Source organism: Dryocola sp. LX212 (assembly GCA_041504365.1).
In the GTDB taxonomy this organism is placed as follows: domain Bacteria; phylum Pseudomonadota; class Gammaproteobacteria; order Enterobacterales; family Enterobacteriaceae; genus Dryocola.
On sequence record CP167917.1, the window covers coordinates 3,725,126 to 3,746,488 of the forward strand.

Below are 21,363 nucleotides of genomic sequence, written 5' to 3' on the forward strand. Positions count from 1 at the left end.
ATACGGTTGCCGCGGCCCTAGCAGGACGGTTTGCTGCCCTGTGGTGGCAAATAGCGCTGCGGATCGATGGCCGTGGCGCGATAGCGGATCTGGAAGTGCAGGTTCACAGTATTCGAACCGGTGCTGCCCATGGTGGCAATTTTTTGCCCTGCACTCACCTTCTGCCCATTATTCACAAGCGTAGTGTCGTTATGCGCATACGCCGTGATGTAATCTTCACTGTGTTTGATCATCACAAGGTTGCCGTAGCCCCGCAGCTGATCGCCCACGTAAACCACTGTTCCCGCCGCTGACGCGTAAATTGGCTGCCCGCGAGAGCCTGCAATATCAATCCCTTTGTTCCCGCCTTCGCTGTTGGAGAACGGTTCGATAATTTTGCCGGTGGTTGGCCAGCGCCAGCATTTTGATCCCACCGGTGGCGGTGCAACTTTCGCCACGCTGGTGCCCGCTGATGAGCGAGTTTTGGAGCTTTTTGCGACGGCTGTTTTTTTCGATGAGGAGGATCCGGAACTGCTTTTCACGCGGATCTTCTGCCCGACTTCGAGGGTATAAGGTGCGGAAATGCCGTTCATGCGGGCAAGCGTGCCGACGCTTGAGCCGGTCATGCGTGAGATGCGATAGAGTGTGTCACCACGTTTGACGGTATACACCGAGCCGCTGTAGCTGCCTGCGGAGGCTTTAGAGCTGCCTGCTTTATCAGATGAGCAGGCGATTAAAGACAGGCTGAGTAGCGCGACGATGGCATTAAGTAACCCTATGCGGATGATGCTTTCCTTGCGCAAACTAACCCTCTGAAAATTATCTAAGAAAAAGAAATTTTTTCCTGCAGGAAAAATCAAACTGATGACAAATCTAAACCGTTTAATAAACGAGCAGATTTCATCTAACAATTATAAGGAAAATCAATTCGTTGATTTTCGGCAGCTAAGCACAAAGAAGGAAAAATCACGTTTTTTCCTTCTTTTTCAGCAATATCATTCCTCCCCGAAGGGAGGAATGATACGACTTACTTAACCGGACGCAGAGCCGGGAACAGGATCACGTCACGGATGGTGTGGCTGTTGGTGAACAGCATAACCATACGGTCGATACCAATGCCCAGACCCGCCGTTGGCGGCAGGCCGTGCTCCAGTGCGGTAACGTAGTCTTCGTCGAAGAACATCGCTTCGTCATCGCCCGCATCTTTCGCGGCAACCTGGTCTGCGAAGCGCTGCGCCTGATCTTCCGCATCGTTAAGCTCAGAGAAGCCGTTACCGATTTCTCGGCCGCCGATGAAGAACTCGAAGCGGTCAGTGATTTCTGGGTTCTCGTCGTTACGACGCGCCAGCGGGGAAACCTCTGCCGGGTACTCAGTAATGAAGGTCGGCTGAATCAGATGGCTTTCCGCCACTTCTTCGAAGATCTCAGTCACAACGCGGCCCAGACCCCAGCTCTTCTCAACTTTGATACCGATAGCTGCGGCGATTTCCAGCGCTTTAGCCATATCGTCAAGATCCGCAATATTGGTTTCCGGACGGTATTTCTTGATCGCTTCACGCATGGTCAGCTTAGCGAACGGCTGGTCGAAGTCGAACACCTGCTCTCCGTAGGTGACCTGCGCGGTGCCCAGCACTTCGTGTGCCAGAGTACGGAACAGGGATTCAGTCAGTTCGATCAGGTCTTTGTAATCCGCGTACGCCATATAGAGTTCCATCATGGTGAACTCTGGGTTATGACGCGGAGAAATGCCTTCGTTACGGAAGTTGCGGTTAATTTCGAAGACGCGCTCGAAGCCACCCACTACCAGACGCTTCAGATACAGCTCTGGCGCGATACGCAGGTACATATCGATGTCCAACGCATTGTGGTGCGTAATGAACGGACGAGCAGACGCGCCGCCTGGGATAACCTGCATCATTGGCGTTTCAACTTCCATGAAGCCTCGGCCAACCATGAAGTTACGAATGCCGGACATGATCTGCGAACGCACTTTGAACGTGTTGCGGGATTCGTCGTTGGAGATCAGATCCAGATAGCGCTGACGGTAACGCGCTTCCTGATCCTGCAGGCCGTGGAACTTGTCCGGCAGCGGTCGCAGCGCTTTGGTCAGCAGGCGCAGTTCGGTACAGTGGATGGACAGCTCGCCGGTTTTGGTCTTAAACAGCTTGCCGCGCGCGCCGAGAATATCGCCCAGATCCCACTTTTTGAACTGCTCGTTATAGATGCCTTCTGCGAGGTCGTCACGGGCAACGTACAGCTGAATGCGACCGCCAACGTCCTGTAAGGTTACAAAGGAGGCTTTACCCATGATACGGCGGGTCATCATGCGGCCTGCAACGGTCACTTCGATGTTCAGGTCTTCGAGCTCTTCGTTCTCTTTACCGTCAAAGTCTGCGTGCAGCTGGTCTGAGGTATGTTCACGGCGGAAGTCGTTCGGGAAGGGAATGCCCTGCTCGCGCAGGCCAGCCAGCTTCTCGCGGCGAGCTTTCAGTTCATTATTTAAATCGACCGCTTCGGTGCCCGGTGCTTGTTGTTCAGACATGTTGGTTCCTCATAACCCTGCTTTCAAACTTGCTTCGATAAATTTGTCCAGATCGCCATCCAGTACCGCCTGCGTATTACGGGTTTCAACCCCGGTGCGCAGGTCTTTGATACGGGAGTCGTCCAGCACGTAAGAGCGAATCTGGCTGCCCCAGCCGATATCCGATTTGTTATCTTCCAGCGCCTGCTTCTCAGCATTCTTCTTCTGCATTTCCAGCTCGTACAGCTTCGCCTTCATCTGCTTCATGGCCTGATCTTTGTTCTTATGCTGCGAACGGTCGTTCTGGCACTGGGTGACGGTATTGGTCGGAATGTGGGTAATACGCACCGCGGATTCCGTACGGTTAACGTGCTGACCGCCCGCGCCCGAGGCGCGGTACACGTCGATACGCAGGTCCGCCGGGTTAATTTCGATATCAATGTCGTCATCCACTTCCGGGTAAACAAACGCCGAGCTGAAGGAGGTATGGCGACGACCGCCGGAGTCAAACGGGCTTTTACGCACCAGGCGATGGACGCCCGTTTCGGTACGCAGCCAGCCGAAGGCATATTCCCCCTGAATACGGATGGTGACGGATTTGATGCCCGCAACTTCGCCTTCAGACTCTTCGATAATTTCGGTCTTAAACCCGCGAGATTCTGCCCAGCGCAGATACATACGCATCAGCATGCTTGCCCAGTCCTGCGCCTCGGTGCCGCCGGAGCCTGCCTGAATGTCGATATAGCAGTCGGCGCTGTCGTAATCACCGGAGAACATACGGCGGAATTCGAGCTGCTCCAGCTTGGTTTCCAGCACGTCTAACTCAGCAACGGCTTCGTTGAAGGTCTCTTCGTCGTCCGCTTCTACGGCCAGCTCCAGCAGACCGGAAACATCTTCCAGACCCTGGGTCATCTGATCCAGCGTCTCGACAATCGCTTCCAGCGTGGAACGTTCTTTACCCAGCGCCTGCGCGCGTTCAGGTTCGTTCCATACGTCAGGCTGTTCCAGCTCTGCGTTTACTTCTTCCAGGCGCTCTTTCTTGGCATCGTAGTCAAAGATACCCCCTAAGAACGTCGCTGCGCTCTGTCAGATCCTGGATACGGTTTTTTACCGGGTTAATTTCAAACATGCTTAATTTCTTATGTTGATGTCAGAAGACGAAAATGCGGTCGTAAACCGGAAAGTTTACCGGAATTACGCCGCATTTTATAGCGTTGGTTACTGCTTTTAAGCCGGGCTTAACCGCTATAGCGGCCAGATATGATCGATTAAAAGCTGCACGCTGCGGTTGCCGCGAAACTCGTTGACGTCCAGCTTGAAGGCCAGCTCCACTTCACGCACGCCGTTATCAGGCCAACAGGTGGTATCAACGTTAAACGCAATGCCGTCAATCAGCGGGCCACCGCCCAGCGGTTCAACCATCACCTTGAGGTGACGCTCGCCCACCAGCCTTTGTTGCAGAAGGCGAAACTTGCCGTCAAACAGCGGTTCCGGGAACATTTGCCCCCACGGCCCGGCATCGCGCAGCATCTCGGCAACTTCCAGCGTCAGCTCCTGGGGAGATAACGCGCCGTCGGACCAGATTTCCCCCTGAAGCAGGGCAGGATCGAGCCATTCGCCAACCAAATCGCCAAAGCGCTGGCGAAACTCTTCAAAACGAGGCTCTTCCAGCGACAGGCCTGCCGCCATGGCGTGCCCGCCAAACTTCAGCATCAGGCCAGGGTGCAGGGTGTCTAACCGCTCAAGCGCATCGCGCATATGCAGCCCCTGTATCGACCGGCCTGAGCCTTTAAGCGTGCCGTCACCCGCGGGAGCAAAAGCGATAACCGGGCGGTTAAAACGTTCTTTAATGCGCGAAGCAAGGATGCCGACCACGCCCTGGTGCCACTCCGGGTGGTACATCGCCAGGCCGTACGGCAGCACGTCGTTGCTGCGCTCCAGCGCATCGCACAGCGACAACGCCTCAACCTGCATCCCCTGCTCGATCTCTTTTCGCGTCTGGTTCAGCGCATCAAGCTCGTTGGCGAGCATGCGGGCTTCGCCAATGTTTTCACTCAGCAGAAGCGCCACGCCGACGGACATATCGTCAAGACGGCCTGCGGCGTTCAGGCGTGGCCCCAGGGCGAAGCCAAGGTCACTGGCCGCAAGCTTTTGCGGCTCACGATTGGCAACTTCAAGCAGGGCCAGAATACCCGGACGGCATTTACGCGCGCGTATGCGGCTTAATCCCTGCCAGGTAAGAATGCGATTGTTGGCATCCAGCGGTACAACGTCCGCCACCGTGCCTAAAGCCACCAGATCCAGCAGCTCCGCCAGGTTAGGGATTGCCAGCCCCTGCTGTTCAAACCAGCCAACGTCGCGCAGGTGCGCGCGCAGTGCCAGCATCAGATAGAAGGCTACGCCCACGCCAGCAAGTGCCTTGGAAGGGAATTCGCAGTCCACCAGGTTAGGGTTGATAATGGCCTCTGCCGCTGGCAGCTCCGGTCCTGGAAGGTGGTGATCGGTGACAACCACCGGAATGCCCAGCTCATGAGCACGTTCAACGCCGCTATGGGAGGAAATGCCATTATCGACGGTGAGGATCAGCTGCGCGCCGCGCGCATGCGCCTGATCCACCACTTCCGGGCTTAAGCCATAGCCATCTTCAAAGCGGTTCGGCACCAGATAGCCGATGTTCGAGCCACCCAGGCTACGCAGCGCAAGCACGCTTAGAGCGGTGCTGGTCGCGCCATCGGCATCGAAATCACCAACCACAATGATGCGCAGACCTTCGCGGAGCGCGTTATGCAGGATAATCACGGCCTCTTTCATGCCGTTGAGCTGCTGCCATGGCAACATACCCTTAACGCTACGCTCGAGATCTTGCTCACCGCGCACGCCACGGCTGGCGTAAAGGCGCTTTAACAGCGGAGATAGCCCCGCCGGCAGCACCACCGAATCATCCACGACCCGACGACGAAGTTGCGTTTGTTTTTTCACCCGCTAACTACCCACCAACTTTGCTGAGCTGCTGATGAGCGTCCAGCATTTCCTTCATCTCTTTCGGCCCCTGATAGCCTGGGATCACGGTCCCGTTGCTCAGGACGATGGCTGGCGTCCCCTGCACGCCAAACTGCACGCCCAGGTTATAATGGTTCGCGATGTTGGTATCACAGCTTGCAGGCGTAACGGCACCGCCCTTCATAGCAGCATCAAAGGCTTTATTTCGGTCTTTTGCACACCAGACGGATTTCATATCGCTTTCAGTCTGGCTTTGCAGACCCTGACGTGGGAAAGCCAGATAACGCACGGTGATGCCCAGCGCGTTATAGTCTTTCATCTCTTCGTGCAGCTTATGGCAGTAGCCACAGGTGATATCGGTAAATACGGTAATCACATGTTTTTCCTGCGGCGCTTTATAGACGATCATCTCTTTCTCAAGCGCGTTGAGTTTCCCCACCAGCAGCTTGTTAGTGACGTTCACCGGCTGCGCGCCGCTTACATCATAGAGCGGCCCCTGGATGATGTGCTTGCCGTCTTCGGTGACGTACAGCACGCCACTGTCGGTCAGCACGGTTTTCATACCGGCCACAGGCGCAGACTGGATGTCCGCATTTTGCACGCCCAGCTTCGCCAGAGATTGTTTAATGATCGCGTCGTCAGCGTGGGCAAAACCTGTTACGGACGCTGTTATTAACGAGAGCAGCACAATACCTTTTTTCATCATAATTCCTTTGTTTTCTGGCACTCACGCCCGTGGGTGGTGCTGTTGATGTAGCTGACGCAAACGTTCGGTCGCTACATGAGTATAAATTTGTGTGGTGGATAAATCGCTGTGCCCTAACAACATCTGTACGACACGTAAATCTGCACCGTGGTTCAGCAGATGCGTGGCGAAAGCGTGTCGCAGAACGTGGGGGGACAATTTTTCACTGTCGATACCCGCTATCACGGCATAGTGCTTTATGCGATGCCAGAAAGTTTGTCTGGTCATCTGCTGCGCCCGTTGGCTCGGAAATACAACGTCCAGCGACTGCCCGTTAAGCAGCCACGGACGGCCATGTTCGAGATAATTCTCCAGCCAGTAAACCGCCTCTTCACCCAGCGGCACCAGACGCTCTTTATTACCTTTACCGATAACGCGCACCACGCCCTGACGCAGGCTGATATCACTCATCACCAGGCCAACCAGCTCTGAAACTCGTAACCCCGTAGCATACAGCAATTCAAGCATTGCTTTGTCACGTAACTCAATTGGCTGATCGAGACTGGGGGCCTGCAGGAGCCGTTCGACCTGTGCCTCACTAAGATCTTTAGGCAAACGCTGCGGCAGTTTGGGCGATGAAAGCAGTGCGCTCGGATCGTCGTCACGTGCTTTTTCGCGGTACAAATACTGGAACAAGCGGCGAATTGCGCTGAGCATTCTTGCTGAGCTGGTCGCTTTATAACCGCCCTCCAGCCGTTCGGCAAACAGCGACTGCAAATCACTGGGCTGCGCGTCCAGCAGAGTCAAATCCTTGCGATGTAACCACTCCACCACGGTTTTCAGGTCCCGGCGATAAGAAGTCAGGGTGTTTTCTGCCAGGTTTTTCTCCAGCCAGAGGGCATCAAGAAATTGTTCTATTCGGGCCAGATCCTGTTCCACTGGAGCCTCACTAAAGCTTGATTTACCGCCATTATGCATGATGCGTAATGGGATCTGGTACACTTGCCAGCCTGCACGTTATTAAATGAGTTGTTATCGCTATGAACATTGGCCTTTTTTATGGCTCCAGCACCTGTTACACCGAAATGGCAGCCGAAAAGATTCGTGACATCATCGGTCCGGAGCTGGTGACGCTCCATAACCTGAAGGATGACGCTCCCGCGCTGATGGAACAGTACGACGTGCTGATCCTCGGTATCCCCACCTGGGACTTCGGTGAGCTGCAGGAAGACTGGGAGGCCGTCTGGGAGCAGCTGGATAACCTGAATCTGGAAGGCAAGCTGGTGGCGCTGTACGGTATGGGCGACCAACTCGGCTACGGTGAATGGTTCCTCGACGCACTCGGCATGCTGCACGACAAGCTAGCACCCAGCGGCGCGCAGTTTATCGGTTACTGGCCAACAGAAGGCTACGAGTTTACCAGCCCAAAACCGGTTATTGCAGACGGAGAGCTGTTTGTTGGCCTGGCGCTGGATGAAACCAACCAATACGATCTGAGCAATGAACGCATTCAGAACTGGTGTGAACAGATTCTGGGTGAAATGGCTGAGAAGTTCGCCTGAGGTACTTAAGCCTGGCCGCTACCGCTCGCCTGTTGTTGCAACATCAGGCGGCGTAAATCACGCCACTCACCGCTGTCCATGCTGTCCGAAAGCAGCCATAAATGCTGGCTACGCGTTTTGTGCGGCTGGCGAATGCGTAACATCAGGCCGCTGCGCAGCATCCAGGGGGCACCAACAATTTCCCACTCTTTGCCCTGCCATTTCAGACGGTAGTCCATCAGCAGCTTAATCTCGCCCTGACTTGCATGAATACGGCGCTGGCTGCGCACGCTGTCGAAGACAACCAGAGAAAGTAAACCCATCCAGATAAGTGTGTAGCTCATCGGCCAGGGTAAAAGCAATACGAACAGCGCCAGCAGGCCGTGCGCCAACAGGGAAAGCCACTGCGCTCGCCAGGAGACGCGAAGATCAGATTGCCACAGGACCACGTTCTCTATTCCGTGTTTGGATCAGCTTAACCATACGCTGCAACGCCTTGTCTTCCGGTTCACCGTGATTCATCAGCCAGTTAAAAAGGTCTGGGTCGTCACATTCCAGCAGACGGATAAACAGCTGCTTATCCTCGTCGCTTAACGTGTCATATTCATATTCAAAGAACGGCATAATCGAAATATCGAGCTCGCGCATTCCACGGCGACATGCCCAGTGAATTCGAGCTTTATTATTGATATCCATCTGCTCTTTCCTGCTTTGTGAATGTGTCAGATACGCGGCTAGTGTAACGTGTTTTCATCGCCCGTATTATCTCAATGTTGCTGTTTGCGTACTTTTTCTGGATATATTTGTGCAAAGCGACATCGCTGCATAGAAATTGCGAGACTGCTCGAAACGGCACGATTCGCGATATCAAACTGCTTGCATTGCCGGGTAGCTCTTTTACCATTACCTTCATTCATCCGTTGGATTATCCAGGACACTATTATGGCTTTCACTCCGTTTCCTCCTCGCCTGCCAACCTCTTCCGCTCGCCTGCCGCTTACCCTAATGACGCTAAACGACTGGGTGCTGGTCAACGTTACGGGCGCGGACGCAGAGAAATACCTGCAGGGCCAGGTCACCGCAGACGTGGCACAGATGGGCAGCAATCAGCATCTGCTCTGCGCCCATTGTGATGCGAAAGGAAAGATGTGGAGCAACCTGCGCCTGTTTCATCGTGGCGAAGGCTTCGCGTTTATTGAGCGGCGCAGCCTGGCTGAAGCCCAGCTGACCGAACTGAAAAAGTATGCCGTGTTTTCGAAAGTGACCTTTACTCCAGATGAAAAAAAGGTGCTGCTGGGCCTCGCCGGTTTCCAGGCTCGCGGAGCGCTGGCGAATATTTTCGCAACGCTGCCGGACGCAGAAAACCCCGTCGTTCAGGATGGCGAAACTACGCTGCTCTGGTTCGGCTTACCCGCTGAACGCTTCATGGTGTTAACGAATGCCGCTACCGCGCTGAATCTTGCGGATAAGCTGCAAGGTGAAGCCCAGCGCAACGACAGCCAGCAATGGCTGGCGCTGGATATCGAAGGCGGCCTGCCGGTCATTGATAGCGTCAATAGCGCACAGTTCATTCCTCAGGCCACAAACCTGCAGGCGTTGGGCGGCATCAGCTTTAAAAAAGGCTGCTATACCGGTCAGGAGATGGTGGCTCGCGCCAAGTTCCGCGGGGCCAACAAGCGTGCCCTGTGGTATCTGGCAGGCGCGGCAAGCCGCCAGCCAGAAGCCGGAGAAGATCTTGAGATGAAAATGGGTGATAACTGGCGTCGTACCGGCACCGTTCTGGCGGCAAGCCTGCTGGAGGATGGCCGTCTGCTGGTGCAGGCGGTAATAAATAACGATCTTGAAGCGGACAGCGTTTTCCGCGTCAGGGAAGATAACGGCAGCGAGCTGAAAATTGAGCCGCTGCCTTATTCACTTGAAGAAATCTGACCGGCTGCGGTGCCCTGGTAACACGGGGCATACTGGATTAGCGGATGTAGAGATAAATCGAGAGAAAGTGACAAACGCTGCCGCCGAGCACAAATCCGTGCCAGATTGCATGGTTGTAAGGGATGCGTTTACTGACGTAGAAAATCACCCCGAGCGAATAGATAACGCCCCCTATCGCCAGCAGCGTCACGCTTTCCGGTGCCAGTTTCAACACCATCTGATAAATAACCACCAGCGACAGCCAGCCCATCATCAGGTAGGTCACAAGCGACAGCATTTTGAAGCGGTGCGCGATGGTGAGCTTAAAGAGGATCCCCGCCAGTGCCAGGCCCCAGATAACAATCATCAGCCCGCGCGAGAGCGGTGAATCCAGCCCAACCAGCAGGAAGGGTGTGTAGGTCCCGGCAATCAGCAAATAGATGGCGCAATGGTCGAATTTCTTAAGCCAGCGTTTTGCCCGGGCGTGAGGAATGGCGTGGTACAGCGTGGAGGCCAGGAATAGCAAAATCATGCTGCTGCCGTACAGGCTGTAGCTGGTAATTGCAGTTGCGCTGGCGTTGGCATCCACCGCCTGCACAAGAAGCAGAACCAGCCCGACAATGCCGAATACCAAGCCGATGCCGTGGCTTATGCTGTTGGCAACTTCCTCCGCCAGTGAATATCCCGCGGTTTTAATTGGTTTGTCAGCCATACGGCTACCCCCGGTGAAACTTATGATAAAAATTGAGCAAGGCCAGCATAGCTGAGAATGATTCCAGCGAACACATGTACGCTAAAATAAATTTATCAGGGTCGGGATGCGAAATTGTACACTTGACAGAACTGCCTGAAACCAAAGGAAAACAACCATGTCCCCACATGCTTTCGGCGCGATGAGCGAAGTCGTTGCCTTTCTGATGGAGATCGATAAGCTCAAGCTGGTTGAGCGCCGGACGAAGATTATCGGCCATGGTCGCCAGGAGAACTCCGCTGAACATAGCTGGCATTTTGCCGTTGCGGCGATGAGCCTCGCTCCTTTCGCACCGGCGGATGTTGATATTTCACGTGTAGTGCAAATGGCATTGTTGCACGACATCGTGGAGATCGATGTCGGTGATGTCCTGGTTTACGATCTGACGGCGCGGGAGGCGATTGCCGAAAAAGAAGCCGTGGCCGCAGCGCGCCTGTTTGGCCTGTTGCCAGAACCGCAGCGCGGTGAGTTTCTCAGCCTGTGGCTGGAGTACGAAGCGGGAATAACTGCGGATGCGCGTTTTGCTGGCGCCCTGGATCGTATTCTGCCGATTCTGCAAAACCTGCATAATGAAGGGCAAAGCTGGCGTGAAAATAATATCTCTCTTGAGCAGGTGCTGACCCGTAATTCGCTGGTGAGCGAAAGCTGGCCGGAACTATGGCAACATGTGCAAAGCCATTTGTATTGCGCACACGAAAAAGGCTGGCTGCGCTAAACGCCTTCGGTTGGTTAACGATCCTAATCTCAGGAAGATGTACGATGTTTACTCATGCAGCAATCGCCGCGCTAAACGGCCTGGAAATAATAGTCTACAACTATGTCATTAAAAACCGTGACAAAGTGATGTACATGACCATCCGCGAACTGGCCGATAGCGCGGGCGTTTCCACGACCACCGTGCTGCGTTTTTGCCGTAAGCTCAACTGCGAAGGTTATTCCGAGTTTCGCGTGCGCTTTAAATTATATCTTGAGCAAAATGACGAGCTGCTGGTTAATTTCGGCCCCAGCGAAATTATCAGCTTTTTTAAAAGTACCAACAATGAAGAGTTTGATAAGTTAATCGACAGCGCCGTTGATATTATCTGTTCATCCGAACGAATTATATTTGTTGGCGCAGGAACATCCGGTGCATTAGCAAAATATGGCGCACGATTTTTTTCTAATGTCGGTAAATTCAGTAACCACATTGACGACCCTTATTTCCCGGTCACCAACGACATGGCGAAAAATGCCCTGGCAATTGTGCTGTCCGTTTCCGGTGAAACGGAGGAGATCCTGCGTTTTGCCAGCCAGTTCAGCCTGCACAACTGCAAGGTGCTCTCCATCACCAGCCACGAGAACTCATCCCTGGCTAAGCTTGCGGATTTTAATCTCTCATGGCATATCCCGCTGACCCGCGTGAGCGGCGTTTACGATATTACCACACAAATCCCCGTCATTTATATTTTAGAAACCATTGGCCGCAAGCTGGCGAAAAAAATGGCGTAAAAAAACAGCCTGTTTTTTCGATATAACAAATCACAAAAGCTGTGATTTGTTATATCGTGACAATTAAATCTCGTTTGCTAGACTCCAGGACAGAACTTATTAACGCCCTGCCGTTTTGTGATGTATCGCACAATATTTTCGGCACTGACAGCGAGATTAAAAAAACATGAAAAAACTAACCTTACCAAAAGACTTTTTATGGGGCGGCGCGGTCGCGGCTCACCAGGTTGAAGGCGGCTGGAACAAAGGCGGCAAAGGGCCAAGCATCTGTGACGTACTCACCGGTGGCGCGCATGGCGTTCCGCGTGAAATCACGCAGGAAGTGGTGCCGGGCAAGTATTATCCAAATCACGAGGCTATCGATTTCCACGGCCGCTACAAAGAAGATATCGCCCTGTTTGCCGAGATGGGCTTTAAATGCTTCCGGACTTCCATTGCCTGGACGCGCATTTTCCCGAACGGTGACGAACAGCAGCCAAACGAAGAGGGGCTGAAGTTCTACGACGATATGTTCGACGAACTGCTGAAGTACAATATCGAGCCGGTTATTACCCTGTCCCACTTCGAAATGCCTCACCATCTGGTCACCGAATACGGCGGATGGACCAGCCGCAAAGTCGTGGATTTCTTCGTGCGCTTCGCTGAAGTAGTCTTTGAACGCTACAAGAGCAAAGTGAAGTACTGGATGACCTTTAACGAAATCAACAACCAGCGTAACTGGCGCGCGCCGCTATTCGGCTACTGCTGCTCCGGTGTGGTTTATACCGAACACGACAACCCGGAAGAGGTCATGTACCAGGTGCTGCACCATCAGTTTGTTGCCAGCGCGATGGCGGTAAAAATTGGTCACCGCATCAACCCGCAGATGCAAATCGGCTGCATGCTGGCGATGGTGCCGCTCTATCCGTTCTCCTGTAAGCCGGAAGACCAGATGTTTGCCCAGGAATCAATGCGCGAGCGCTATGTCTTTACCGACGTGCAGCTGCGCGGCTACTACCCGTCCTATGTGCTGAACGAGTGGGAACGCCGCGAGTTCAATATCCGGATGGAACCGGGCGACGAAGAGATTCTGCGTGAAGGCGTGTGTGATTACCTCGGCTTCAGCTACTACATGACCAACGCCGTGAAGGCGGAAGGCGGCACGGGCGATGCGCTCTCCGGCTTCCAGGGCAGCGTCCCTAACCCACACGTCAAAGCCTCTGACTGGGGCTGGCAGATTGACCCGGTTGGCCTGCGCTACGCCCTTTGCGAGCTGTACGAACGGTATCAGAAGCCGCTGTTTATCGTTGAAAATGGCTTCGGTGCGTACGACAAAGTGGAAGAAGACGGTTCAATCAATGACGATTACCGCATTGATTACCTGAAGGCGCACGTGGCCGAGCTGATGAAAGCAGTCACCTATGACGGTGTGGATCTTATGGGCTACACCCCGTGGGGCTGCATTGACTGCGTCTCTTTCACCACAGGACAGTACAGCAAGCGCTACGGTTTTATCTACGTTAACAAGCATGACGACGGTACCGGTGACATGGCCCGTTCGCGTAAGAAGAGCTTTAACTGGTACAAAGAAGTCATAGCCAGCAACGGCGAAAATCTCTGATCCTGAGGGCGCTTCGGCGCCCTTTAGTTTACTGGTAAAGCGAAGCGGAAGCAGGCACCCTTCTCTGCTTTTTCCACCAGCGTGATATCCGTGCCGTGAAGCTGTAGCATCTGACGGACGATCATCAACCCTAATCCCCCAACCCGCAGCCGCGACTGGCTGGCAATGGAAGGCCGGACAAACAGCCCTTCTTTCAACTCCTGCGGCACCCCGGGGCCGTTATCGCTGACCTGAACCATCACCTTCTTACCTTCTTTCCACAGCCGGACAGCAACCGTGCCGTGCTCCGGCGCATGGCGGATGGCGTTATCAAGAAGGTTAGTCAGCACCCGCTCGATCATCCCCAGATCGGCGTCGATCAGCGGCAATCCCGGCTGTATATCCGCCAGCAGCTGCTGATGGCGCGTCTGCGCCGCCAGCTCAAATTTCTGGAAGACATCCTGCAAAAGCTCGCACAAAGAGAAGTGCTCTTTCTGCGGTTTCACCACCCCATACTCCAGACGCGCCAGTTCAAACAGCGACTGCGCCAGGGTTCCCACCTTCTGGCTCTGCGCGAGGGCAATTTCCAGATAGCGCTTTTTATCCGCTTCGGAGAGCGTGGCGGACATGACGGAGAGGCTTTCCAGATAGCCGTGCAGCGAGGTCAGCGGGGTGCGAAGGTCGTGGGAAATGTTGGCGATAAACTCCCGGCGCAGCTGATCCTGGTGGGACAGGCGGTGCCACTGTTCGGCTATACGCCTTGCCATGCCAATGACCCCCTGACGCAGCAGGTTAATTTCGTCGCCCTCTTTTTCTTTATGCAAAGAAAGAGCCGCCATCGCCTGCATCTCTTTCATGCCGCCCATCTCCAGGGCATGCACCTGACGGGATAGATCGCGTAGCGGACGGGTTATCCAACGGAACGCCAGCCCACCAACAATCAGCCCCAGAAGCGCAACCAGGCTTATGGAAATCAATACGATTTTGAGCAGCGTGTTATAGCGGGCGTCATCAATCAGAGCGCTGTAATTTTCACCCAGCAGCACCACATAAAGGTAGCCTTTAAGGTGCCCGTCCTGGCGCATCGGGGCCACGCTGAACACTTTACGGCCATCAGCGCTCCGCGGATCGTCTCCGAAAACGGGAAACTTATGTCCGGACAACGCGGCCTCAATAGGAGCCAGATCAACTCGCTGACGCTTTATATGACCTTCCGGAGCGGCATCGCCAATAATATGACCTTCTTTATCAAGAACGTATACCTCTACGCTTGGGTTTACAGCCATCAGATGTTCGAACAGCGTACGCACCGAGTCGTTGTTCAGCCCGTCGTCATTGAGCAGCGGGTAGCTGTCATTGATGTGCTGCGCCAGGTTGCTGGAGAGCTGCTGGATAACGGCCTGGCTATATTGCGTGCTGGTTCGCACCTGCATCCAGCCCAGCAGCGCGCAGGAGCTAAGGAGCAGCAGGGCAAAAACCAGCGTCAGACGCCGGGAAAGGGAAAGTTTTCGCATGGTTTACTCGCGTGGCTGAGCATTGAATTTGTAGCCTTTACCCCAGACGGTGCGGATAAAATTCGGTTCCGCCGGGTTCTCTTCAATCTTGACGCGCAGGCGGTTAATGTGCGTGTTAACGGTGTGCTCGTAGCCTTCATGTTCGTAGCCCCAGACCTGGTTGAGCAGGTTGAGGCGCGAGAATACCTGGTCCGGGTGTCTGGCAAAGAAATAGAGAAGGTCAAACTCCCGTGGTGTCAGCTCCAGCGCCTGGTGGTTTAGCTGCACATCGCGGGCCAGCGGGTCAATAGTTAATGGGCCAAAAGCTAGGGTTCCGGCATCCAGCCGTAGGTTCTGGCTCATCGCCTCCTGACGGCGAAAGAGTGCCTTAACGCGCGCCACCAGCTCAAGCATAGAAAATGGCTTGGCGAGATAGTCATCCGCACCCAGCTCCAGCCCCAGTACCCGGTGCGTTTCACTGGAACGTGCGCTGATCATGATGATTGGCGTATAGCGGGTCATGGTCCTGGCGAAACGACAAATTTCCAGGCCATCTACGCCCGGCAGCATCAGGTCGAGAATTAGCGCATCCCACCCGCCCTGCTTGAGTTTTACCATGCCAATATTCCCATCTGCAGCGTGGGTTATCGCAAACCCCTCCTCCCGCAAGTGTAACTGTAAAAGCTCGGCGATATTTTCATCGTCTTCCACGATAAGCAGCTTTTTTTCCTGACTCACTTTTTTTACCCCCACAGGCGCACATAGTGAAAGTTTACACAACTTGCAGGATGGAAGTTGTCACATTTTATTTAACTTTGCGTGAGGCATTGGGGAATAAATTTAGCAAATACTGACTTCACTGGGTCAACAGGAAGTAGCACGATGAACAGGAAAATATCTCACCACACGCCAAAAGTTGTTCATCCCCTATGGCTGCGGCTGTGCCATTGGCTGAATGCCCTGGCCGTACTGATTATGGTCACCAGCGGTTGGCGAATATATAACGCCTCTCCTCTTTTTAATTTCAGTTTTATTAATGAATTAACATTAGGAGGTTGGTTGGGTGGCGCGCTGCAATGGCATTTCGCTGGTATGTGGCTGTTTGGGATTAACGGCTTATTTTATCTTTTAATGAATGGGTTCAGCGGCCGTTTCAAACGTAAATACTGGCCTCTGTCACCAAAAGAATTTATTAAAGACTTACTGGTGGCTCTGCGTGGAAAATTAGACCATGCGGATCTTAGCCATTACAACATGGTGCAAAAAGCCGCTTATTTATTTGTGATGATTGATGGTGTCATCTTAGTTTTCTCGGGGATGGTTATCTGGAAATCCGTTCAGTTTCCCCTTTTAAGAGAATTATTAGGTGGCTATGACGCTGCGCGCTTTATTCACTTCTATGCAATGAGCGCCATGGTCAGCTTTATTGTCATCCACATCGTGATGGTTGCGTTGGTCCCGCGCACATTGCTTGCCATGATTCGCGGACGTTAAGGAAACGATCATGAGTGATGAAAAAGAGATCCTGAGAGAGGCACAGCAGCAGATTAATAAGCAGCTCTCGACGGAAGGCCGACGTCGTTTTTTAAAGCAGGGGCTGACGTTGGGTGGACTGGTGATGCTCACAGGCTGTGACATTAGCGACAACCAGCAGGTCGAAGCAACGCTGGGTTCAATTTCTCGTTTTAATGACCGCGTGCAGGCCTGGCTGTTTAACAGCAACGACCTGGCGCCCGTTTATCCGGAATCGATGATGACCAAGCCTTTCCCGTTTAACGCGTTTTATAGCGAAGACGAGGCGCCGGATATCAACGGGGATGATTACCGTCTTGAGATTGCAGGCCTGGTGGCGGACAAACGCCCATGGACCCTATCCCAGCTTTATCAGATGGCCCAGGTGAGCCAGGTAACGCGGCATATTTGCGTAGAAGGCTGGAGCGTCATTGGCAAATGGGGTGGCGTGCCGTTTTCTTTATTCCTGAAAGGAATTGGCACTGATATGAATGCAAAATATGTCAGTTTCAAGTGTGCGGATGATTATTACACCAGCATTGATATGGCTACGGCGCTGCATCCGCAAACAATTATCGCTTTAACCTACGACGGCAAGATTCTTCCGCGTAAATATGGCTATCCAATGAAATTAAGGATGCCCACAAAGTTAGGCTACAAGAACCCGAAACATATTCAGGTTATTGAAGTCACCAATCGCTATCCCGGTGGTTACTGGGAAGACCAGGGTTATAACTGGTTTGGCGGTAGTTAATATACTCACTCGACCCTACGTAATACATTAAGGAAGAAACCAATGAAAAAATTATATGCGATGATGATGTGCTCTGCTCTGGCATTAAGTATGACTGGCGCAAATGCTGCGGATAATATGAGCAAAGACAATATGTCGAAAGACAAGATGGGTATGTCCCATGACTGTAGTAAAAACGGCATGAATAAAGACTGTATGTCGAAAGATTCAATGTCGAAAGACGGTATGCGCAAAGACGGCATGAGTAAATACTCAATGTCTAAAGACAATATGTCGAAAGACGAGATGAAAAAGCACTAACCGTTTTGCAGTCTGGGTAACTCGCTTAAGGCTCTGGCGCAGTTATCCTGACTGCGTTTTTATTTCCCGCCTGCTAAATCAATAAAGCTGCCCGTAACGTAGGATGCCCTGCTGCTTAACAGCCAGACTATTGCTTCTGCTACCTCTTCCGGTTGACCGCCACGCTTCATCGGCAAATTCTCTTTCACCCGATCCACTCGCCCCGCCTCACCACCTGATGCATGCATTTCCGTAAAGATGAAACCTGGACGCACGCAGTTAACGCGGATCCCCTGAGCCGCAACCTCTACCGAAAGCCCCGTAGTCAGCGTATCAACCGCGCCTTTTGAAGCAGCGTAATCAACGTATTCGCCGGGCGCGCCCAGGCGAGAAGCGGCTGACGATACGTTAACTATAGATCCGCCTTCTCCGCCGTGGCAATAAGCCATGCGTTTCACCGCCTCGCGGCAGCAAAGGAAATAGCCTGTAACATTGGTGGTTAATACGCGATTAATGCGCTCTGCCGTCAGGTTTTCGATGGCGGACTGCTGGAAGAGAATGCCCGCGTTATTGACCAGTGCGGTAACAGGCCCAAAGGCATTGTCGATTTCGGCAAACATCGCCAGGACCTGTAGCTCGTCGCCAATGTCCGCTTTGATAGCCAGCGCAACGCCGCCCGCCTCGCGAATGGTATTCACCACCTCGTCTGCGGCCTGCTTATTGCGCTGGTAATTAACGACAACCTTATAGCCTGTTTCTGCCAGCAGGATGGCGGTGGCTCTGCCAATCCCCCGGCTGCCTCCGGTGACTAATGCTACTGCCATCTCCCCTCCCCGCTAAACAATTTTGTTGGATGACGCTCTACTTATCCAACCTACAAAACCTCGCGTCATCCCATAAGGCTACTGGTATTCGCTCATCGGCACGCAGGAGCAGAACAGGTTACGGTCGCCGTACACGTCATCAAGACGCTTCACGGTCGGCCAGTACTTGTTGCTGTGGCCTGCCGGGAAGACGGCCAGCTCGCGGGTGTAAGGATGCGCCCAGTCAGCGACGATTTCGTCCTGCGTGTGCGGTGCGTTAACCAGTGGGTTATCTTCCAGCGGCCATTCCCCACGCGCTACGCGGTCGATTTCGGTGCGGATGGTCAGCATCGCGTCGATGAAGCGGTCCAGCTCCAGCTTGCTCTCTGATTCCGTTGGTTCAACCATCAGCGTACCCGCGACCGGGAAGGACATGGTCGGCGCGTGGAAGCCAAAGTCGATCAGACGCTTGGCGATATCCAGCTCGCTGATGCCGGTCTCTTCTTTCAGCGGACGGATATCCAGAATACATTCGTGCGCCACGCGGCCGTTCGCCCCGGTATAAAGCACCGGGAAGGCAGACTGCAGGCGGCTGGCAATGTAGTTGGCGTTAAGGATAGCCACCTGGCTCGCCTTCTTCAGGCCTTCCGCGCCCATCATGCGGATATACATCCAGCTGATCGGCAGAATCGAGGCGCTGCCGAACGGTGCCGCAGAGACCGCACCCTGCTGGGTAAGCATCTCTTCAATTTGCACCACGCTGTGGCCCGGTACAAAGGGTGCCAGGTGTGCTTTCACGCCGATTGGCCCCATGCCCGGGCCGCCGCCGCCGTGTGGGATACAGAAGGTTTTGTGCAGGTTGAGGTGTGAAACGTCCGCGCCGATAAAGCCCGGCGAGGTGATGCCCACCTGCGCGTTCATGTTCGCGCCATCCAGATAAACCTGGCCGCCGTACTGGTGAACGATCTGGCAGACTTCACGGATCGTCTCTTCGTATACACCGTGAGTGGACGGGTAGGTCACCATGATACAGGAGAGCGCATCGCCCGCCTGCTCTGCCTTCGCGCGCAGATCCTGCAGATCGATATTGCCCTGCCTGTCGCAGGCCACAACGATCACGTCCATGCCAGCCATTTGCGCTGACGCCGGGTTCGTGCCGTGCGCAGAACTTGGGATCAGGCAGAGGTTACGGCCCGCTTCGTTGCGGCTTTCATGATAGCGGCGGATTGCCAGCAGGCCCGCGTACTCGCCCTGCGCGCCGGAGTTTGGCTGCATGCACAGCGCGTCATAGCCGGTCAGCTTCACCAGCCAGTCAGACAGCTGGGCGATCATCTGGTGGTAGCCTTCCGCCTGGTTTGCCGGGCAGAACGGGTGCAGTTCGGCGAATTCAGGCCAGGTGATAGGGATCATTTCCGCCGCGGCGTTAAGCTTCATGGTGCAGGAGCCGAGCGGGATCATCGCCTGGTTCAGCGCCAGATCTTTGCGCTCCAGAGAGTGCATATAGCGCATCATCTCGGTTTCGCTGTGGTAGCGGTTAAACACCGGATGGGTCAGGATTTCGTCTTCGCGCAGCATCGCTGCCGGGATCGACAGGCTGTCGCCCGCAACATCCTGGTCCAGCTTGTCGATATCAAGACCGTGGTTATCGCCCAGCAGCACGGTGAACAGCGCCTGTACGTCTTCGCGGGTGGTCGATTCATCAAGCGTAATGCCTACCGCGTTCAGGATATCGCTGCGCAGGTTAATCTCGTGCGCTTCAGCACGTGCCAGCACCGCAGCTTTGTCAGCCACTTCCACGCACAGCGTATCGAACCAGTGCTTATGGCGCAGCGTGAGCCCGCCTTTTTGCAGGCCTGCGGCCAGAATATCGGTCAGACGATGAATGCGGCCAGCAATGCGTTTCAGGCCAGCCGGGCCGTGGAAGACCGCATACAGGCTGGCGATATTCGCCAGCAGGACCTGGGAGGTACAGATGTTGGAATTCGCTTTCTCACGGCGGATGTGCTGCTCGCGAGTTTGCATCGCCATGCGCAGCGCGGTGCGGCCCGCGGCATCGCGGGATACGCCGATAATACGGCCCGGCATAGAACGTTTGAATTCATCGCGGGCGGCGAAGAAGGCGGCGTGTGGACCGCCGTAGCCCATCGGTACGCCGAAGCGCTGTGCGGAGCCAAACACGATGTCCGCGCCCTGCTTGCCCGGTGCGGTTAGCAGCACCAGCGACATAAAGTCTGCGGCTACGCTCACCACAACCTTACGCTGTTTCAGTTCCTGAATCAGCGTGCTGTAGTCATGGACTTCGCCCGTGGTGCCAACCTGCTGCAACAGCACGCCGAAGACATCCTGATGATCCAGCACTTTCGCCGCGTCATCGACAATGACTTCAAAGCCGAACGTTTCCGCCCGGGTGCGAACAACGTCCAGCGTCTGCGGGTGGATATCGGCCGCGACAAAGAAACGATTGGCATTCTTTAGCTTGCTGACGCGCTTTGCCATCGCCATGGCTTCTGCGGCGGCGGTAGCTTCGTCGAGCAGGGAGGCGGAGGCGATATCCAGCCCGGTCAGATCCAGCGTCACCTGCTGGTAGTTCAGCAGCGCTTCCAGGCGGCCCTGAGACACTTCCGGCTGGTACGGCGTGTAGGCGGTGTACCAGCCTGGGTTTTCAAGCATGTTACGCAGGATCACCGGCGGCGTTTGCACCGCGGTATAACCCATTCCGATATACGTTTTGAAGCGCTTATTGCGGCTGGCAATGGCTTTCAGCTCCGCCAGCGCGGCGTATTCAGTGGCGGCTTCGCCAACCTGCGGCGGCTGAGCGAGCTGAATATCGGCCGGAACAATGGTGGAGATAAGATCGTTTAACGAGCTCGCGCCCACGGTTTCCAGCATTTCATGCTGTTGCTGCGCGGAGGGGCCAATGTGGCGATCGATAAACGCTTCGTGATTCTCTAGGCTACGTAAGGACTGGGTCATCAGCGGTGATTCCTGAAACATGCGGAACTTTTACGGTGGACGGTGCTGCGCTTATCCACCCTACAAAACCAAATTGGGTGATAAATCGTAGGGCGGG

At 54.3% G+C, this 21,363-nt stretch carries 21 protein-coding genes; 8 read left to right on the top strand and 13 right to left on the bottom strand.

All coding sequences use genetic code 11. The features are described from left to right. Positions 1–17 precede the first annotated feature (17 nt). From actS to xerD, 6 genes are all read right to left on the bottom strand, one after another. Positions 18–782: an amidase activator ActS gene (gene actS / locus ACA108_17890; protein ID XEX95196.1), complete on the bottom strand. Its 765-nt coding sequence runs from the start codon at positions 780–782 to the stop codon at positions 18–20. Between the two features lie 224 nt (positions 783–1,006). Then, the gene (gene lysS, locus ACA108_17895; protein ID XEX95197.1) at positions 1,007–2,521 is read right to left on the bottom strand and encodes a lysine--tRNA ligase; all 1,515 of its coding nucleotides are present in this window, start codon (positions 2,519–2,521) and stop codon (positions 1,007–1,009) included. A gap of 9 nt (positions 2,522–2,530) precedes the next feature. Continuing rightward, positions 2,531–3,629, bottom strand: a protein-coding gene (prfB, locus tag ACA108_17900) for a peptide chain release factor 2 (GenBank protein XEX95198.1) whose coding sequence is annotated in 2 segments (ribosomal slippage) — positions 2,531–3,553 and positions 3,555–3,629 — 1,098 coding nt in all. Because the reading frame shifts where the segments join, the coding sequence is not laid out codon by codon here. Positions 3,630–3,745: 116 nt separating this feature from the next. Next, on the bottom strand, positions 3,746–5,479 hold the full coding sequence (gene recJ / locus ACA108_17905; GenBank protein ID XEX95199.1) for a single-stranded-DNA-specific exonuclease RecJ: 1,734 nt from the start codon (positions 5,477–5,479) through the stop codon (positions 3,746–3,748). A gap of 7 nt (positions 5,480–5,486) precedes the next feature. Further along, the gene (dsbC, locus tag ACA108_17910) at positions 5,487–6,203 is read right to left on the bottom strand and encodes a bifunctional protein-disulfide isomerase/oxidoreductase DsbC (GenBank protein ID XEX98152.1); all 717 of its coding nucleotides are present in this window, start codon (positions 6,201–6,203) and stop codon (positions 5,487–5,489) included. Between the two features lie 24 nt (positions 6,204–6,227). Further along, the gene (gene xerD, locus ACA108_17915) at positions 6,228–7,124 is read right to left on the bottom strand and encodes a site-specific tyrosine recombinase XerD (protein XEX98153.1); all 897 of its coding nucleotides are present in this window, start codon (positions 7,122–7,124) and stop codon (positions 6,228–6,230) included. A 101-nt stretch (positions 7,125–7,225) separates the two neighbouring features. On the opposite strand from xerD, the gene fldB reads away from it, so the two are divergent. Further along, complete coding sequence (gene fldB, locus ACA108_17920) at positions 7,226–7,747, top strand: flavodoxin FldB (protein ID XEX95200.1); 522 nt, start codon at positions 7,226–7,228, stop codon at positions 7,745–7,747. 5 nt (positions 7,748–7,752) lie between these two features. Here the strand turns inward: fldB and ACA108_17925 are convergent, their stop codons facing one another. Together ACA108_17925 and sdhE are read right to left on the bottom strand one after the other, a co-directional pair. After that, positions 7,753–8,175 carry a protein YgfX gene (locus ACA108_17925; protein XEX95201.1) on the bottom strand — a complete coding sequence of 141 codons (423 nt, stop codon included), beginning with the start codon at positions 8,173–8,175 and terminating at the stop codon, positions 7,753–7,755. Next, positions 8,156–8,422 carry an FAD assembly factor SdhE gene (gene sdhE, locus ACA108_17930; protein ID XEX95202.1) on the bottom strand — a complete coding sequence of 89 codons (267 nt, stop codon included), beginning with the start codon at positions 8,420–8,422 and terminating at the stop codon, positions 8,156–8,158. The genes ACA108_17925 and sdhE overlap by 20 nt, the downstream gene beginning before the upstream one ends. A gap of 246 nt (positions 8,423–8,668) precedes the next feature. Here sdhE and ygfZ point away from each other — a divergent pair, with 246 nt between their 5' ends. Further along, positions 8,669–9,655 (top strand): tRNA-modifying protein YgfZ, encoded by a 987-nt coding sequence (ygfZ, locus tag ACA108_17935; protein ID XEX95203.1) that lies wholly within the window; start codon positions 8,669–8,671, stop codon positions 9,653–9,655. Positions 9,656–9,692: 37 nt separating this feature from the next. On the opposite strand, the gene ACA108_17940 is transcribed toward ygfZ, so the two are convergent. Then, positions 9,693–10,346: a hemolysin III family protein gene (locus ACA108_17940; GenBank protein ID XEX95204.1), complete on the bottom strand. Its 654-nt coding sequence runs from the start codon at positions 10,344–10,346 to the stop codon at positions 9,693–9,695. A gap of 157 nt (positions 10,347–10,503) precedes the next feature. On the opposite strand from ACA108_17940, the gene ACA108_17945 reads away from it, so the two are divergent. The 3 genes from ACA108_17945 (at position 10,504) to ACA108_17955 (ending at position 13,473) form a co-directional block, all read left to right on the top strand. After that, complete coding sequence (locus ACA108_17945; GenBank protein XEX95205.1) at positions 10,504–11,100, top strand: HD family hydrolase; 597 nt, start codon at positions 10,504–10,506, stop codon at positions 11,098–11,100. Between the two features lie 44 nt (positions 11,101–11,144). Continuing rightward, the gene (locus ACA108_17950; protein XEX95206.1) at positions 11,145–11,873 is read left to right on the top strand and encodes a MurR/RpiR family transcriptional regulator; all 729 of its coding nucleotides are present in this window, start codon (positions 11,145–11,147) and stop codon (positions 11,871–11,873) included. Between the two features lie 166 nt (positions 11,874–12,039). After that, positions 12,040–13,473, top strand: coding sequence for a 6-phospho-beta-glucosidase (locus ACA108_17955; protein XEX95207.1), 1,434 nt, complete (start codon positions 12,040–12,042; stop codon positions 13,471–13,473). Positions 13,474–13,496: 23 nt separating this feature from the next. On the opposite strand, the gene ACA108_17960 is transcribed toward ACA108_17955, so the two are convergent. Both ACA108_17960 and ACA108_17965 read right to left on the bottom strand, forming a co-directional pair. Beyond that, positions 13,497–14,966 (bottom strand): sensor histidine kinase, encoded by a 1,470-nt coding sequence (locus ACA108_17960; GenBank protein XEX95208.1) that lies wholly within the window; start codon positions 14,964–14,966, stop codon positions 13,497–13,499. A gap of 3 nt (positions 14,967–14,969) precedes the next feature. Further along, the gene (locus tag ACA108_17965; protein ID XEX95209.1) at positions 14,970–15,683 is read right to left on the bottom strand and encodes a response regulator transcription factor; all 714 of its coding nucleotides are present in this window, start codon (positions 15,681–15,683) and stop codon (positions 14,970–14,972) included. A 144-nt stretch (positions 15,684–15,827) separates the two neighbouring features. On the opposite strand from ACA108_17965, the gene ACA108_17970 reads away from it, so the two are divergent. The 3 genes from ACA108_17970 to ACA108_17980 are packed head-to-tail and all read left to right on the top strand — an operon-like array spanning position 15,828 to position 17,511. After that, positions 15,828–16,439 carry a cytochrome b/b6 domain-containing protein gene (locus ACA108_17970; protein XEX95210.1) on the top strand — a complete coding sequence of 204 codons (612 nt, stop codon included), beginning with the start codon at positions 15,828–15,830 and terminating at the stop codon, positions 16,437–16,439. Positions 16,440–16,449: 10 nt separating this feature from the next. Beyond that, positions 16,450–17,211, top strand: coding sequence for a molybdopterin-dependent oxidoreductase (locus ACA108_17975; protein XEX95211.1), 762 nt, complete (start codon positions 16,450–16,452; stop codon positions 17,209–17,211). A gap of 42 nt (positions 17,212–17,253) precedes the next feature. Continuing rightward, positions 17,254–17,511 (top strand): pentapeptide MXKDX repeat protein, encoded by a 258-nt coding sequence (locus tag ACA108_17980; GenBank protein ID XEX95212.1) that lies wholly within the window; start codon positions 17,254–17,256, stop codon positions 17,509–17,511. A gap of 59 nt (positions 17,512–17,570) precedes the next feature. Here the strand turns inward: ACA108_17980 and ACA108_17985 are convergent, their stop codons facing one another. Both ACA108_17985 and gcvP read right to left on the bottom strand, forming a co-directional pair. Beyond that, positions 17,571–18,314 (bottom strand): SDR family oxidoreductase, encoded by a 744-nt coding sequence (locus tag ACA108_17985; GenBank protein ID XEX95213.1) that lies wholly within the window; start codon positions 18,312–18,314, stop codon positions 17,571–17,573. A 78-nt stretch (positions 18,315–18,392) separates the two neighbouring features. Continuing rightward, a complete protein-coding gene (gene gcvP, locus ACA108_17990) occupies positions 18,393–21,266 on the bottom strand; it encodes an aminomethyl-transferring glycine dehydrogenase (protein XEX95214.1) in 2,874 nt (957 codons plus the stop codon). Positions 21,267–21,363: the final 97 nt, after the last annotated feature.

Bases quoted from the DNA above. Each gene is read 5' to 3' on its own strand.
- ACA108_17940 (XEX95204.1), bottom strand. From the start codon at position 10,346: ATGGCTGACAAACCAATTAAAACCGCGGGATATTCACTGGCGGAGGAA.
- gcvP (XEX95214.1), bottom strand. From the start codon at position 21,266: ATGACCCAGTCCTTACGTAGCCTAGAGAATCACGAAGCGTTTATCGAT.
- ygfZ (XEX95203.1), top strand. From the start codon at position 8,669: ATGGCTTTCACTCCGTTTCCTCCTCGCCTGCCAACCTCTTCCGCTCGC.
- sdhE (XEX95202.1), bottom strand. From the start codon at position 8,422: ATGGATATCAATAATAAAGCTCGAATTCACTGGGCATGTCGCCGTGGA.
- ACA108_17985 (XEX95213.1), bottom strand. From the start codon at position 18,314: ATGGCAGTAGCATTAGTCACCGGAGGCAGCCGGGGGATTGGCAGAGCC.
- ACA108_17960 (XEX95208.1), bottom strand. From the start codon at position 14,966: ATGCGAAAACTTTCCCTTTCCCGGCGTCTGACGCTGGTTTTTGCCCTG.
- fldB (XEX95200.1), top strand. From the start codon at position 7,226: ATGAACATTGGCCTTTTTTATGGCTCCAGCACCTGTTACACCGAAATG.
- ACA108_17970 (XEX95210.1), top strand. From the start codon at position 15,828: ATGAACAGGAAAATATCTCACCACACGCCAAAAGTTGTTCATCCCCTA.
- dsbC (XEX98152.1), bottom strand. From the start codon at position 6,203: ATGAAAAAAGGTATTGTGCTGCTCTCGTTAATAACAGCGTCCGTAACA.
- ACA108_17975 (XEX95211.1), top strand. From the start codon at position 16,450: ATGAGTGATGAAAAAGAGATCCTGAGAGAGGCACAGCAGCAGATTAAT.
- lysS (XEX95197.1), bottom strand. From the start codon at position 2,521: ATGTCTGAACAACAAGCACCGGGCACCGAAGCGGTCGATTTAAATAAT.
- ACA108_17950 (XEX95206.1), top strand. From the start codon at position 11,145: ATGTTTACTCATGCAGCAATCGCCGCGCTAAACGGCCTGGAAATAATA.
- ACA108_17955 (XEX95207.1), top strand. From the start codon at position 12,040: ATGAAAAAACTAACCTTACCAAAAGACTTTTTATGGGGCGGCGCGGTC.
- ACA108_17980 (XEX95212.1), top strand. From the start codon at position 17,254: ATGAAAAAATTATATGCGATGATGATGTGCTCTGCTCTGGCATTAAGT.
- ACA108_17945 (XEX95205.1), top strand. From the start codon at position 10,504: ATGTCCCCACATGCTTTCGGCGCGATGAGCGAAGTCGTTGCCTTTCTG.